The 14,972-nt window shown below is 71.5% G+C and carries 8 protein-coding genes; 5 read left to right on the forward strand and 3 right to left on the reverse strand.

Annotation, left to right across the window (positions count from 1 at the left end; all coding sequences use genetic code 11):
• Positions 1-1,965: a tetratricopeptide repeat protein gene (locus ACFZDJ_RS14955; protein ID WP_391059306.1), complete on the reverse strand. Its 1,965-nt coding sequence runs from the start codon at positions 1,963-1,965 to the stop codon at positions 1-3.
• Positions 1,966-2,000: 35 nt separating this feature from the next.
• Complete coding sequence (locus tag ACFZDJ_RS14960) at positions 2,001-5,201, reverse strand: AAA family ATPase (RefSeq protein WP_391059309.1); 3,201 nt, start codon at positions 5,199-5,201, stop codon at positions 2,001-2,003.
• 137 nt (positions 5,202-5,338) lie between these two features.
• Here ACFZDJ_RS14960 and ACFZDJ_RS14965 point away from each other — a divergent pair, with 137 nt between their 5' ends.
• The 5 genes from ACFZDJ_RS14965 to ACFZDJ_RS14985 all read left to right on the forward strand — a co-directional run bounded on the left by ACFZDJ_RS14965 (position 5,339) and on the right by ACFZDJ_RS14985 (position 14,243).
• Positions 5,339-7,369, forward strand: a complete 2,031-nt coding sequence (locus ACFZDJ_RS14965; RefSeq protein WP_391059311.1) for a DUF255 domain-containing protein — start codon at positions 5,339-5,341, stop codon at positions 7,367-7,369.
• A gap of 202 nt (positions 7,370-7,571) precedes the next feature.
• On the forward strand, positions 7,572-8,825 hold the full coding sequence (locus ACFZDJ_RS14970) for a glycosyltransferase (RefSeq protein WP_391059314.1): 1,254 nt from the start codon (positions 7,572-7,574) through the stop codon (positions 8,823-8,825).
• Positions 8,826-8,956: 131 nt separating this feature from the next.
• Positions 8,957-10,627, forward strand: coding sequence for a phospholipid carrier-dependent glycosyltransferase (locus ACFZDJ_RS14975; RefSeq protein WP_391059317.1), 1,671 nt, complete (start codon positions 8,957-8,959; stop codon positions 10,625-10,627).
• Positions 10,624-11,835 carry a glycosyltransferase gene (locus ACFZDJ_RS14980; protein ID WP_391059320.1) on the forward strand — a complete coding sequence of 404 codons (1,212 nt, stop codon included), beginning with the start codon at positions 10,624-10,626 and terminating at the stop codon, positions 11,833-11,835. The genes ACFZDJ_RS14975 and ACFZDJ_RS14980 overlap by 4 nt, the downstream gene beginning before the upstream one ends.
• Before the next feature lie 5 nt (positions 11,836-11,840).
• The gene (locus ACFZDJ_RS14985) at positions 11,841-14,243 is read left to right on the forward strand and encodes a galactose oxidase-like domain-containing protein (protein ID WP_391059828.1); all 2,403 of its coding nucleotides are present in this window, start codon (positions 11,841-11,843) and stop codon (positions 14,241-14,243) included.
• Here ACFZDJ_RS14985 and ACFZDJ_RS14990 read toward each other — a convergent pair.
• Positions 14,230-14,964: a Mut7-C RNAse domain-containing protein gene (locus ACFZDJ_RS14990; RefSeq protein ID WP_390934640.1), complete on the reverse strand. Its 735-nt coding sequence runs from the start codon at positions 14,962-14,964 to the stop codon at positions 14,230-14,232. The two genes, ACFZDJ_RS14985 and ACFZDJ_RS14990, sit on opposite strands and share 14 nt — an antisense overlap.
• Positions 14,965-14,972: the final 8 nt, after the last annotated feature.

A 14,972-nucleotide genomic window follows, 5' to 3' on the forward strand; every position in this document is an offset into this window, starting at 1 on the left:
TCAGGCCCTCCGCGCGGACGCGGGGCGGGGCGCGGGAGTGGCCGCGGTGGGCCGGTGCGGCCCCGGATCGGACGGGACCACGTCGATGACGGCCTCGACCTGCTGGAGGACGGTCCCGGTGGCCGGGTCCTCGACGGTGAAGCGCAGCCGGTGCGGGCCGGGGCGGTGCGGGGTGAAGCGGAACTCCGCCCCGTCGGCGGGGACGCCGTGCGGGGGGTCGATCTCCGCGTGGCCGAGGGAGGCCGCGCGGGCCGTGAGCGGGGGGAGCGGAGCGGTGGACCAGGGGTGCCCCGGCCCGGGTACGACCTGGAGGGCGATACGGGCGGGCACGTCCGGGACGGGTACGTCGTCGAGGAGGGTCAGCCGGACGTGGGCCCTGGAGTCGTCCGGGCGGTCGCGGTCACCGGGGCGCGGGAAGCCCGGACGCGGTTCGGGCTGGGTGTCACGGGCGGCGCGCGGGATCAGCGGATCGCCGGCCTCGGTCCACCCGAGCGTGTCCAGCAGGGCGGCGGGGTAGCGGCAGGCCAGTTCGTACGGTCGCTCGCCGCCCGGGGACGGTCCGGCTTCGGCGAGGTCCACCCAGGCCTCGCCCGCCTCGTCGCCGATCCCATGGAACACATGGCGGATCTCGGCCGCCCACTCGCCGTTCAGGAAGCGGTGGGCGGGGGAGCGGAGCGCGTACTCGAGCATGGTCCAGGCCCGCCCGTGCGGGCAGTCCGCCTCTTCGAAGAGCGCCAAGGCCCCCTCGAACAGCCGGTCCGCCTCACGTCGGCGCTCGTCCGTCCTGTCCGTCCTGTCCGTCCTGTCCGTCCTGTCCGTTCCGCCCGTCCCGCCCGTCCCGCCAGTCCCGCCAGTCCCGCCAGTCCCGCCAGTCCCGTCCACGCCGTCCGTCCCGTCCGTACGGGCCAGGGTCAGCGCGTGGTGGTGCAGTGTCCATGCCGTCCCGAGCCGGTCGGAGACCTCATGGAAGCGGCGCAGGACGTCCGTGAACTCCTCCTGCCAGGGAAAGCCGGGCTCGTCCGCCCGTGCCACGGTCCACCACAGGTGCGCCCAGGCCGCGCCGCGCCGGTCGCCCGCGCGCTCGTGCAGCCGACGCGCCTCGCCGAGGGCGTCCGGGTCCGGGGCGCCCGACCGAGCGGCCGGCCGCGCGAGTTCGCCGCTTGCCCACGCCACGCCCCGGGCCTCACCGATCGCCCGGAACGTCTCCCGTGCGGCGCCCAGCAGGCTTCGCGCGTCCTCGGCCCGGCCGCGCAACAGGCACATCCGCCCGTACAGGAAGACCGCCCACGCCTCGCCGCGCCGGTCGCCCGCGACCTGGTGGGCCTCCACGGCCCGCCTCAGCAGCGGTCCGGCCGCCCGCGGATCACCCCGGTCGCAGTGGACGGCGGCCCGGGTGAGCAGCGCCCAGCCGTCGGCGCACCGGTCGGAGGAGAGGGCGGAGAGGTGCCGCTCGGCCTCGCCGAGGCGGCCCCTGCGGTGGGCGGTGACGGCCCGTTCGAGGAGGACCGTGTGGTCGTCGGGGGCGTGGGCCAACGGTGGAGCGGCGCCCTCCCGGGCGTCCGTCGAGCCCACCAGAAGGAAGGACTCCGACCCGGCGAAGGCGCTGATCAGGTCGGAGAGAAGGGACCCGTCCGCCATCCCGGCGGGGATTCCGTCCGCCGTCCCCGCGGGGACTCCGTCCACCACCACGACGCAGGGATGTACGGCGAACACGCCCCGGCAGGCCTCGACGACCGTGTCCGCCACCTCGCCCGGCGTCCGCCCGGCCTCCCCCGACCGCTCCCCGGCGTCCGCCACCCGTAATCGGTGCACCAAAAGTCCCGCCTCGTCCGCGACCTCTCGTGCCACCGCGTCGAGAAACGCGGACCGGTCCGATTCGGGTCCGCCGCTCACCACCAGGAGCCGCTTGGTCTCCAACTCCCGCCGTGCCGCAGCGAGTTCGAGCGTGCGCCCGACGAACGACACCGAAGTCCCCCTCGTACCCGAACATCCCCACCGCGCTAGCGCGCCGCGGTCACCGTCACCCCCATGACCTCCCGGGCATGCCGGCTCGGCACCATTCCCAGGCGCCAAGCCTGCCATCCCGCGTCCAGGTCGACCCCCCGTTCGAGCAAGAGTTGGTACGCCTCCACGTAGTCGTCGAGCCTTCCGTCGCGGAGCGGGTGGCCGGTGCGGGAGAGCTGCGCCAGTTCCTCCTGGGCGACGGCGCTGCCCACTTCGAGGCCGCCCGGGGAGCCGTACGGCAGAAGGGTGCACCTCAGGAACCTGGCCCAGTCCTCGCCGCGCCGGTCCCCGTACGAGGCGAACAGGCCGGCCGCCTCGTCGCACAGGGCGAGGGCGACCGGCGTACGGGCGTTTCCGGCGTCGACCACCGCCAGCTCCAGGCAGGTCCACGCCTCGCCGTGGGCCACGCCGATGCGCTGGAAGTCGGCGCGCGCGTCCACCAGGAGCTGGCGCGCGAAGCCCGAGTTGCGCAGGGAGCCGGTCTGGGCGGCCCGTTGGTCTCGGGTGACGCGCGCCGAGTGGTGGCGGGCGCAGGCGAGCCCGTACACGTCCCGCATCCGCGAGAACATCGTGCGGGAGCGTTCCAGTTCACGGACCGCCTGGTCCAGGTTGCCGGTCTCCTCCAGGGACTGGCCCAGGTAGTAGATCGTCCATGCCTCGCCGCGCGCGTCCTCGTTCTCCCGGTGCCGGGAGGCCGCCTGGCGCAGACCGTCGACCGCGGTGGACGGGTCGCCGTCGACGAGGCGGGCGCGGGCCAGCTGGGTCAGGGCCCAGGCCTCGCCGCGGGCGTCGCGCGTACGGCCGTACAGGTCGAGGGCGTCACGCAACTCCCGTTCCGCGCGCGGTACGTCGCCCATCCGCAGGCCCAGCTGGCCGAGCTGGAAGTGGGCCCACGCCTCGCCGTGCACGGACTCGCCCGCGCGGTGCAGGACCAGGGCCTCGGTGAGCAGGTTCAGGGCGAGGGCGAGATGGCCCCGGTCGCGCTCCACGGCGGCCAGCGCGTGCATCGTCCACGCGCGGTCCGTCGCCAGCTCGGGGGAGGCCTGAAGGTCCATGGCCTCCTGGAGCTTGGCGGCCGCCTCGGTGAGGTTGCCCTGGTGGTGGAGGGTGATGCCGAGGGAGCCCAGGGCCCGTGCAGCGCCCGCGTCGTGGTGCGCCTCGAAGTAGAGGTTCACCACGGACGACAGGGTGGTGTGGGCCTTGTCCAGCTCGCCGAGCTGGCGGGCCGCGATACCGGTGCGCCACTGCACCGAGCGCACCAGCAGGCCCTGGTCGACGGCCTGCGTCAACTCGCTGATCTCACCGAGGCGGTAGAGGTCGCCGCGCAGCAGGCAGTAGTCGCACAGGGCGCCGAGGAGGTTCAGTACGGCCGCTTGGTTCACGCCTTCCGCGTGGCGCAGGGCGGCCGTGATGAAGCTCGACTCGTCGTCCAGCCAGCGCAGAGCCGCGTCGAGGGAGGTGAAGCCGTGCGGCCCGAACTGATCCGCCCGCGTCGACGTCTTGCCGTCGACCAGGCGGATCACCGAGTCGGCCAGCTCCGCGTAGTTCACGATCAGGCGTTCCTGGGCCGCCGTCCGCTCGGACGGCTCCTCCTCGTCGAGCAGCCGTGCCTGGGCGAAGGCCCGGACGAGGTCGTGCAGCCGGTAGCGGCTGCCGCGGACGTGGTCGATGAGGCCCGCCTGCGCGAGCGCGGTGAGGTGGCGGGTGGCCTCCTGCTCGTCCGTCGCGAGCAGGGAGGCCGCCGCGGCGGCGCCGAGCGAGGCACGGCCTGCCAGCGCCAGTCGGCGCAGCAGGCGCCTGGCCGTGTCGGTCTGGTCGGTGTAGCGCAGCCACAGCACCCGCTCGACCGGCTCCACGGGGCCGTACGCGCCGAGGTCGGAGGCCAGTTGGCGCGGGGTGCGCGGGCCGAGGGAGGAACCCGCGATGCGCAGGGCGAGGGGGAGGCTGCCGCACAGCTCCCGCACCTGGTCGGAGGCTTCGGCGTCGTACGGGTCCGGCTTCTCCTGGGCCGCCGCGTTGAGCAGTTCCTCGGCGCCCGCCGCGTCCAGGGCGTCGACCGGGAGCTGGTGCACCCAGGCGGCGAGGTCGGCGGGCAGGTCCAGCGGTTTGCGGGCCGTGACCAGGACCAGGCTCTCCGAGCGCTCGGGGACCAGGGCGCGGACCTGCTCGGCGTCGCTCGCGTCGTCGAGCACGATCGTGACGGGCAGGCCCGTCAGATGCTGGTGGTACAGCTCGCTGAGGCGTCTGACCTGCTGGTCCTGCGAGGAACGCTCACGGAAGAGGAGCTGCTCGCGGGGTGCGCCGAGCCGGTTGAGGAGGTGGAGCATGGCGTCGCGGGTGGTGAGGGGCGGCTCCTCGGTGCTGTCGCCGCGCAGGTCCACCACGCACGCGCCGCGGAACTGGTCCTTCAGGCTGTGCGCCGCCCGGATCGCGAGGGTGCTGCGGCCCGATCCGGGGGCGCCGTGCAGGACGACCACGGTCGGCTTCGTCTCGGTGCCGGCGCGAGCCGCGTGCACCCACTGCGCCACCCGGGACAGCTCGGTCCGGCGCCCGGTGAACGGGCCGGCCGGCTCGGGAAGCTGCCCGAAGGACTGCTCCAGTACGTTGCGTCTGCGCGCCGCGGCACTCTTGTCGGTGCGCCGCAGCTGGGGAGCGCCCTGCTTGGCCCCCGTGGAGGCGCTGAGCACCCGCTGCTGATCGAGGAACGGCCGGATGCCCCGTACCTCCAGCGCCGTCAGCCACTGGAGCCGCAACTGCTCGGGGCCGCCCGGCTGGCCCAGGGCTCCCGCCCTGCGGCTCGCGGCCGGCACGTGCGAGGCGGTCACCTTGAGCACGGTGGCCGCCGCGCCCACCACGGCGACGGTCGCCCCCGCGCCCACGGCCGCTGCGGCGCCCGTGCCCAGCGCCAGGTCCGCCGCGCAGGCCGCGACGGCGGCAACCACCGCCACCAGCAGGGGAGTTCCGGCGCCCTCCCGGGCGTACCGCTGTCCGAACGTCAGCCGGCCGGCCTCCGCCTCGTCCAGCGCCCGGGTGTACGTCCCGTACTCCTCGGCGGCGGCCTCTGCCATGGTGTCGAGCGCGGCCCGGGCCCGTGACAGCAACACGGCCCCGTCGCTCCGCCCGCCCGAGCGCCGCACCTCTTCCTCCACGGCCCGGGCCAACAGCCGCTCGGCCTCCGCCCGATGGCCTTCCCGCATGTCACGTCCCCCTTCGGCGGCAACTCCCTTGCGTTTCAAGTGTCCTTGGTGGGGGGCGTGAGCGCGAGGGTGCGACGCGATCAATGGGCGGCTGCGCCCGGCGCGTCAGGGGCCGGGGACTGCGGCAGGATGGACCCATGCCGAACCGACTGGCCCACGAGACGTCCCCCTACCTGCTCCAGCACGCCGACAACCCCGTCGACTGGTGGCCCTGGTCGGCAGAGGCCTTCGAGGAGGCCCGTGAGCGGGGTGTGCCCGTGCTGCTCAGCGTCGGGTACAGCAGCTGTCACTGGTGTCACGTCATGGCGCACGAGTCCTTCGAGGACGAGGCGACCGCGGCCTACCTCAACGAGCACTTCGTCAGCGTCAAGGTCGACCGCGAGGAGCGGCCCGACGTCGACGCCGTCTACATGGAGGCCGTGCAGGCGGCCACGGGGCAGGGCGGGTGGCCCATGACCGTGTTTCTCACGCAGGATGCGGAGCCCTTCTATTTCGGGACGTACTTTCCGCCCGCGCCCCGGCACGGGATGCCGTCGTTCCGGCAGGTGCTGGAGGGGGTGCGCGGGGCCTGGACCGATCGCAGGGGCGAGGTCGCCGAGGTCGCGGGGAAGATCGTGCGGGATCTCGGCGAGCGGGAGATGAGCTTCGGGAGCGGCGGGGTGCCCGGCGAGGAGGACCTGGCCGGTGCGCTGCTCGGGCTCACCCGGGAGTACGACGCCTCGCGCGGCGGTTTCGGGGGCGCGCCCAAGTTCCCGCCGTCCATGGTGATCGAGTTCCTGCTGCGGCATCACGCACGGACCGGTTCCGAGGGCGCTCTCCAGATGGCGCAGGACACCTGTGAGCGGATGGCGCGGGGCGGGATCTACGACCAGTTGGGCGGGGGGTTCGCGCGATACTCCGTGGATCGCGAGTGGGTTGTGCCCCATTTCGAGAAGATGTTGTACGATAATGCACTTTTGTGCAGGGTGTATGCGCATCTCTGGCGTTCGACCGGCTCCGAGCTCGCCCGTCGCGTCGCCCTGGAGACCGCCGACTTCATGGTGAGCGAACTCCGCACGAACGAAGGCGGGTTCGCCTCCGCGCTCGACGCCGACAGCGACGACGGCACGGGGAAGCACGTCGAGGGGGCGTACTACGTGTGGACCCCGCGACAGCTCCGCGAGATTCTCGGCGCGGAGGACGGCGAACTCGCCGCCCGGTACTTCGGAGTGACGGAGGAGGGGACCTTCGAGGAGGGCTCCTCCGTGCTGCAACTGCCGCAGCAGGACGAGTTGTTCGACGCGGAGAAGGTGGCCGGCATCCGGCGTCGGCTGCTCGCCGCGCGGGCCGAGCGGCCCGCTCCCGGGCGCGACGACAAGATCGTCGCCGCCTGGAACGGGCTGGCCGTCGCCGCCCTCGCGGAGACCGGCGCCTACTTCGACCGCCCCGACCTCGTGGACGCCGCGATCGCCGCCGCGGATCTCCTCGTACGGGTGCACATGGACGACCGGGCGCGGCTGTCCCGTACCAGCAAGGACGGGCAGGCCGGGGCCAACGCGGGGGTGCTGGAGGACTACGCGGACGTCGCCGAGGGGTTCCTCGCGCTGGCCTCCGTCACCGGGGAAGGGGTGTGGCTGGAATTCGCCGGGTTCCTGCTGGACCAGGTGATCGCGCAGTTCACCGATCCCGAGTCCGGCGCGCTGTACGACACCGCGGCCGACGCCGAGCGGCTCATCCGCCGGCCCCAGGACCCCACCGACAACGCCACGCCCTCCGGCTGGAGCGCGGCGGCCGGTGCCCTGCTGAGCTATGCCGCCCAGACCGGCGCCGAGCCCCATCGGACCGCCGCCGAAAGGGCGTTGGGCGTCGTGAAGGCGCTCGGGCCGCGTGCTCCCCGTTTCATCGGCTGGGGGCTCGCGGTGGCGGAGGCGCTGCTCGACGGGCCACGTGAGGTCGCGGTCGTGGGGCCGGAGGGGCATCCCCTGACCAAGGCCCTGCACCGGACGGCGCTGCTCGGTACCGCGCCGGGTGCCGTGGTGGCCGTGGGCACTCCGGAGAGTGACGAGCTGCCGCTCCTCGTCGACCGCCCCCTCGTGCAGGGCGAACCCGCCGCGTATGTCTGCCGTAACTTCACTTGTGACGCTCCGACGACCGATCCCGACCGGCTCCGAACGGCTCTGAGCAGCTGAAATATAGATCATCGGACTGCTCATCAACCGGCTGAAACGCGACCAGTGTTCGAAATGTTCAGCAAATGATCCGACTGTGATGAAACACGCTCTTCACCAGATCAGCCTGTGCGCTTCACAGACCGCCCATAGTCTCTGCATCGTGACGCGGCGGATGTGACACATCGTCGCGACTGGGGGTTTTGGGATCTGGGGGGATCTGTTGCTCACGTCTGTCTTTATTGCTGCCGTTTCACTGGCCCTGTTCTGGATGGCGGCGTTCACTCTCTGGTGGCAGATGCACGCGTGGCGCACGCCCGAGGTGCTGGCGTCCACCCGGTTCAGCAGACCGGACGGCGATGACCGGCTGGCGTTCTCGCTGCTGCTGCCGGCCCGCCACGAACAGGCCGTGCTCGACCACACCATCCAGCGACTGCTGGAATCGAGCCACACCGACTTCGAGATCATCGTCATCGTCGGGCACGACGATCCGGAGACCACCGAGGTCGCCCGGCGGGCCGAGGCCCGCGACGAGCGGGTGCGGGTCGTCGTCGACCACCACGAGAAGAAGAACAAGCCGAAGGCCATGAACACGGCGCTGCCGCACTGCCGCGGCGATGTCGTCGGGGTCTTCGACGCCGAGGACCAGGTCCATCCGGAGCTGCTCGCCCATGTCGACCACGCGTTCCGCACGACGGGTGCGGACGTCGTCCAGGGCGGGGTCCAGCTCATCAACTTCCACTCCAACTGGTACAGCCTGCGCAACTGCCTGGAGTACTTCTTCTGGTTCCGCTCGCGGCTGCACCTTCATGCGCAAAAAGGTTTCATCCCGCTCGGCGGCAACACCGTCTTCGTACGGACGGACGTACTGCGGGAAGCGGACGGCTGGGACCCCGAGTGCCTCGCCGAGGACTGCGACCTGGGGGTACGGCTCTCCAGCGTCGGCAAGAAGGTCGTCGTCGCCTACGACTCCGACATGGTGACCCGGGAGGAGACCCCGGGCAGCCTGGTGTCACTGATGAAGCAGCGCACCCGGTGGAACCAGGGCTTCCTGCAGGTCTACCGCAAGAAGGACTGGAAGCAACTGCCGGGATTCGGACAGCGGTTGCTCGCCCGCTACACGCTGATGACGCCGTATCTGCAGGCCGTCTCCGGGGTGGTCATCCCGCTCAACGTGGCCATCGCGCTCTTCCTCGACGTGCCCGTCGGGATCGCCTTCATCACCTTCCTGCCGGCCGTGACCGCCCTGGTCACCTTCGTCTTCGAGCTCGTCGGACTGCACGACTTCGGCAAGCAGTACGGGCTCCGCGTCCGATTCGTCCACTATCTGAAGCTCGTGGTCGGTGGCCCCTTCTATCAGGTGCTCCTCGCCGGTGCGGCCGTCCGTGCCGTCTGGCGTGAGCAAAGGGGCCGCAACGACTGGGAGCTGACCAGTCATGTCGGTGCGCACCTCACCGAGGCCGAAGCGACCCACTAGGGCCCGAGGTCACCCGCCGGGCATCCGGTCCGAGATCCGGCGGGCGGCCTTGGTTCCGTACGCCCTGGTGCCGCTGGCCTTGGGCCCGTATCTACCGAAACATACCGAAAGTCCCGAGAGGACCTTCCCGCGTGACCTCGACACTTCCCGCGGTGACCACGTCCACGGTCCCCGCGACGCGACCCACCGTGCCCGACATCGTCCACGACCGCCCGCCGCTCCAGCGGCTGCGCACCTCGCGCGCCGACCTGCTGCTGTGCGGCGCCCTGCTGCTGGCGATCATCGTCGTGCAGGGCTGGAACATCACCGACTACCCGTCCCTCAGCGACGACGAGGGCACCTACCTGGCCCAGGCGTGGGCCGTGCAGCAGGGCAAGGGCCTCGCGCACTACACGTACTGGTACGACCACCCGCCGCTGGGCTGGATCCAGATAGCCGCACTGACCTGGATCCCCGCCCACCTCAGCCCCTCGCTGATGACGGTCGGCTCGATGCGCGTCGCGATGCTCGCGGTCAGCGCCGCCAGCTCGGTCCTGCTGTACGTCCTCGCGCGCCGTCTCTCGCTGCCGAGCTGGGCCGCGGGCCTCGCGATGGTGCTCTTCGGGCTCTCCCCGCTGTCGGTCGTGCTCCAGCGCGAGATCTTCCTCGACAACATCGCGGTGATGTGGACGCTGCTCGCGTTCTGCCTCGCCGCGTCCCCGAGCCGGCACCTCTGGCACCACTTCGGGGCGGGCATCGCGGCCGCGGCCGCCGTGCTCACCAAGGAGACGATGCTCGTCGTCCTGCCCGCGCTCCTGGTCACCATGTGGCGCCACGGCCACCGCGACACCCGCAAGTTCGCGCTCACCGGAGCCATCACCGCCTGCACCCTGATCGGCCTCGCGTACCCGCTGTTCGCCCTGCTCAAGGGTGAACTGTTCCCGGGCGCGGGCCATGTCTCGCTCTGGGACGGCATCACGTACCAGATGAGCCGACCCGGCTCCGGCTTCATCCTCGACCCCGGCACCGGCTCGTACGGCGTGCTGCACTCCTGGCTCTACTACGACCGGGTGCTGATCATCGGCGGCCTCGCCGGAGCCCTGCTGCTCCTGGCCACCTGGCGGTGGTCCGTCACCGCCCGGGCCCTCGCCGGACCCGCCCTCACGGTGGCGATCCTCGCCCTGGTGGCGCTGCGCCCGAGCGGCTATCTGCCCGCGATGTACATCATCCAGGCGCTGCCGTTCCTCGCGCTGGTCCTCGCCGGAGGCGCCGCCAGCCTCGCCCATCTGGTGTTGCGCAGGTGGCGGAGCGACGAGGAGAAGCCCTACGTCACCTGGGGACGGCGGGTGACGGCGGCCGCGCTCGTGGCGGTCGCCGCGCTCTACGTGCTGCCGCGCTGGTACGACGGCGACCACACCGCCGTCACCGCCGACGCCAACGCCCCCTACCGGGCGGCGGCCACCTGGCTGAAGACCGAGGTCCAGGACCCGGCGGCCACCCGGGTCCTGGTCGACGACGCCCTCTGGCTCGACCTGGTCCACGACGGCTACCGGCCCGGGCTCGGCGTCATCTGGTTCTACAAGGCGGACCTCGACCCCGCGGTGACCAAGACGATGCCGCGCGGCTGGAAGGACATCGACTACGTCGTCGCCTCCCCGACGGTGCGGCGTGACGCGGTCGACCTGCCCAACGTCAAGGCGGCCATCGAACACTCGACGCCGGTCGCCACCTTCGGCAAGGGCGCCGACCGGATCGAGATCCGGCAGATCGACGGGAGCACGGCAAACACCATGACCACGACGACGTCCGGGGGCAGTCGATGAGCAGCTTCGAGAGCACCGTCCCCGGGGAGCTCGGCGATCCCGCCGTAAGGGCGGTCGAGGTGCCCGAACCGGGCGCCGTCACCATCGTCGTACCGACCTTCAACGAGTCCGCGAACATCCGTGAACTCCTTCGCCGGATCACCGAGTCGGTGCCCGACCGGCTGCCCTGCGAGGTCGTCTTCGTGGACGACTCCACGGACGACACCCCCGAGGTGATCTCCCGGGAGGCCCAGGACTGCCCGTTCCCGGTGACCGTGCTGCACCGCGAGGAAGCCGTGGGCGGGCTCGGCGGCGCCGTCGTCGAGGGACTGAAGGCGGCGAGCTCCGACTGGATCGTCGTCATGGACGGCGATCTCCAGCATCCGCCGTCCCTGATACCGGAGTTGGTGGCCTCGGGGGAGCGGTCCGCCGCCGGGCTCGTCGTCGCCAGCCGGTACATCAAGGGCGGCAGCCGCGAGGGACTCGCGGGCGGCTACCGCATCGCCGTCTCGCGCGGCGCGACCTGGCTGACCAAGACGCTCTTCCCGCGCCGGCTGCGCGGCATCAGCGATCCGATGAGCGGTTTCTTCGCGATCCGCCGCAGCGCGGTCACCGCCGACATCCTCCAGCCGCTCGGCTACAAGATCCTCCTCGAACTCGCCGTCCGCAGCCGCCCCCGCCAGGTCACCGAGGTGCCCTTCGTCTTCCAGGACCGGTTCGCGGGCGAGTCCAAGTCGACCGCGCAGGAGGGCTTGCGGTTCCTGCGCCACCTCGTCGGGCTGCGCACCGCCTCGCCGGTCGCCCGGATGGTCGTCTTCGGCCTGATCGGCGCCACCGGCTTCCTGCCGAACCTGCTCGGCCTGTACGCGCTCACCGCCGCCGGAATGCACTACGTACCGGCCGAGATCCTCGCCAACCAGCTCGGCGTCGCCTGGAACTTCCTGCTCATCGAGCATCTGCTGTTCCGCGAGCGCCGCAGGCACCGCACCTGGTGGGACCGGGTGGGCCGGTTCGGACTGCTCGCCAACGCCGACCTGGTGCTGCGCATCCCGCTGATCGCCCTGTTCGTCGGCCACTTCGGGATGGGCGCCCTGTCCGCCACCGCGCTGGCCCTGGTGATGACCTTCGTCCTGCGCTTCGTGGGCACCGAGGCGCTGGTCTATCTGCCGCGCCGCGGCGGCGAGGCCCCGGGCGGGAGCCGCAGCCGCACAACGAGGAGAGCCGCGTGAAACATCTGGCACGACCCAGACGGAGAACCTCACTGCTGGCCGTGGCGGGCCTGGCCGCCGGGCTGCTGCTCGTCTCGCCCCAGCCCGCCTCGGCCGCCAACCTCGTCACCAACCCGGGTTTCGAGACCGACGGCACGGACGGCATGCCGTCCTGCTGGGAGAAGTCCGGCTGGGGCGACAACGACTTCACCTTCGCCACCGTCGCCGACTCCCACTCCGGCTCCAAGGCCATGAAGGTCACGCTGACCCGGCGCGTCGACGGCGACCGCAAGGCCCTGATCACGGAGTCCGCGACCTGCGCGCCGGTGGTCACCGTGGGCAAGCAGTACGACCTCGGCCTCTGGTACAAGTCGACGACACCGGACACCGCGATCACCCTCTTCCGGCACGACACCACGGCGGGCTGGCAGTACTGGACCGACCTCAAGACGCTGGACATGGCGGCGAGCTGGACGCAGGCGAGCGTCCGTACGCCCGCCGTCCCGGCCGGTACCGACCGCATCACCTGGGGCGTCTCGGTGTACGGCACCGGCTCGGCGACCACCGACGACTACACGATGAAACAGGTCTCCGACCCCATCCCGCCGGCCACCTGCACCGCCACGGCCGACCAGTGTGCCAACGGCCGCTGGGACGTGCTGCCCACGCAGAACCCGGTGCGCTCCATGCACTCCGTCGTCCTCAACAACGGCAAGGTGCTGCTGATCGCCGGGTCCGGCAACAGCGAGGAGAACTTCGACGCGGGCACCTTCACCAGCGCGGTCTACGACCCGGTGAACGGCACGTACAAGGTGATCCCCACGCCGAAGGACATGTTCTGCTCGGGGCACGTCCAGCTCGCCGACGGGCGGGTGCTGGTGATGAGCGGCAACAAGGCGTTCCCGGTCGCGGGCGGCCACGGCTACGAGGGGTACAAGGACTCGTACATCTTCGACCCGGTCACCGAGACGTACAGCAAGACGAACGACCTGAACGACGGTCACTGGTATCCGTCGGCCACCGAGCTCGGCAACGGTGACGTCATCTCGTTCGGCGGACTGCGCGAGGACTCCACCGGGTCGGTGACGGCCGAGCGCTGGTCGGCGGCGCAGCAGCAGTGGCTGCCGCTGTGGCAGGTCAACCAGACCTGGTCGTACTGGGGTCTGTACCCGTCGATGATCCTGATGCAGGACGGGCGGCTCTTCTACTCGGGCAGCCATGTCTTCGGCAACGGCACACCCGGCACGGGCTCGGCGATCTACGACTACGACGCGAACACCGTCACGGCGATCCCCGGGCTCCAGAGCAAGGACGAGCGCGACCAGTCCGCGAGCGTGCTGCTGCCCCCGGCCCAGGACCAGAAGGTGCTGACGATCGGCGGCGGCAACATCGACTCCAACCCGGAGGCGAACCGGCTCACCGACATCATCGACCTGAAGGCCGCGAACCCGGCGTACACCGTCGGCCCGCAGATCCCGCAGGGCACGGTCGACCTCGGCAACGGCAAGGTCGCCGAGACCGGCAACCAGGGCAAGATGTACGTCTCCGCCGTCCTCCTGCCGGACGGCAAGGTGCTGGAGACGGGCGGCGGCCTGCACAACCGCGCCAACCCCGTCTTCGAGGCGTCGATGTTCGACCCGGCGACCTCCACCTTCGACCCGGTGGCCGCCGACCCCGAGGCGCGCGGCTACCACTCCTCCGCGTTCCTGCTGCCCGACGGCCGGGTGATGGCCACCGGTGACAACCCGGGCAACGGCACCTGGAACCACAACGTGTCCATCTACACCCCGCCCTACCTCCTCAAGGGCACCCGTCCGACGATCACCTCGGTGATCGACAACGAGTGGGTGTACGGGGACACGCAGCGCATCACGGTCGACCGGCCCATCGTGAAGGCCGAGCTGATCCGCCCGGCCGCGGTGACGCACTCCTCCGACCCGAACCAGCGTTTCGTGGACCTGCCGCTGTCGGTGGACGGCAACAACGTCGACCTGAACGTGACGAGCAACCCCAACATGGCCCCGCCGGGTTGGTACATGCTCTTCGCGGTCGACGCCAACGGCGTCCCCTCGGTCGCCAAGTGGGTCCACCTCCAGGGCCCCGCCGCCCTGGCCACGGACACCGCCTCGGCGCACGTCCACTCCTTCGCCGACTCCCTGGAGGGCACGGTCACCAAGGGCGGCAAGAAGCGGACCTCGCAGAAGGTCAGCACCACGATCTCCGGCTGCGACCGGCACTACGGCACGATCAACGTCTGCGTGCCGACCGTCTTCCCGGACGGCGTCAAGAAGACGACGGCCTCGCGCTGCGCCTGGCTGAAGACGAACGACTACGGCCGTCTGAAGGTCAACGGCAAGGACGACCCGCTGGGTCTCGACCCGAACAAGGACGGGCTGGCCTGCGGAGCCAAGGACCTCAAGCGCCGCTAGGCGTCTGGCTCCCGAACTCGGCGAGGGCGCGCTCCACGATGGCCTCCAGGCTGTCGTGGTGCGCGCCCTTCCAGTAGGCGCGCCCGCACTCCTCGCACTGGGCGAACACGTCGTAGGACCGCTCGGTGCCACCTTCCAGCTGGTCCACGACCTGCTCCTTCGTGGCCTCCTTGAGCAGGCCGTTGCAGGCGGTGCAGCGCGTCCAGGGCCTCAGCTCGGGTGCGAACCGGCCGAGTACGTCCTGGAGTTGGTCATCGGGCCGGGTGCTGTAGACGAACGCGCCCGCCCACAGCTCGCGGCGGCGCAGCAGCCCCCGGTCGCGGCTGAGCATCACGCGCCGCTCGGCGGCGGAGCGTGCGGCGAGGGCCGGGTCGCCGATGTCCGTCGACTCGTACGCCGCGTCGACTCCGAGGAGGCGCAGCCGGCGCGCGAGGGTGCCGAGGTGGACGTCGAGGAGGAAGCGGAGCGGGGCGCCGGGGACCTGCTGGGGGCGCGTTACCGGCTGTACGGTCACGGACTCGCCGGCCGCCGGGATGTGCGACACGGGCAGTTCCCGGCCGTCCACGAGGAGCGTGCCGACCTCGGTCAGCGGAACGCCGAGGGATTCGACGACATGGCCGAGGGTCGAGACGCCGTCGGTGGTGAGGGCCCGGCGCCGCTCGCGCGGGACGAAGACCGTCAGTTCGGGGGCGAAGGCGACATGGATCTCGGGTCCGTTCACCCGGTCAG

It is taken from the genome of Streptomyces sp. NPDC007896 (assembly GCF_042959425.1).
Lineage (GTDB): Bacteria > Actinomycetota > Actinomycetes > Streptomycetales > Streptomycetaceae > Streptomyces.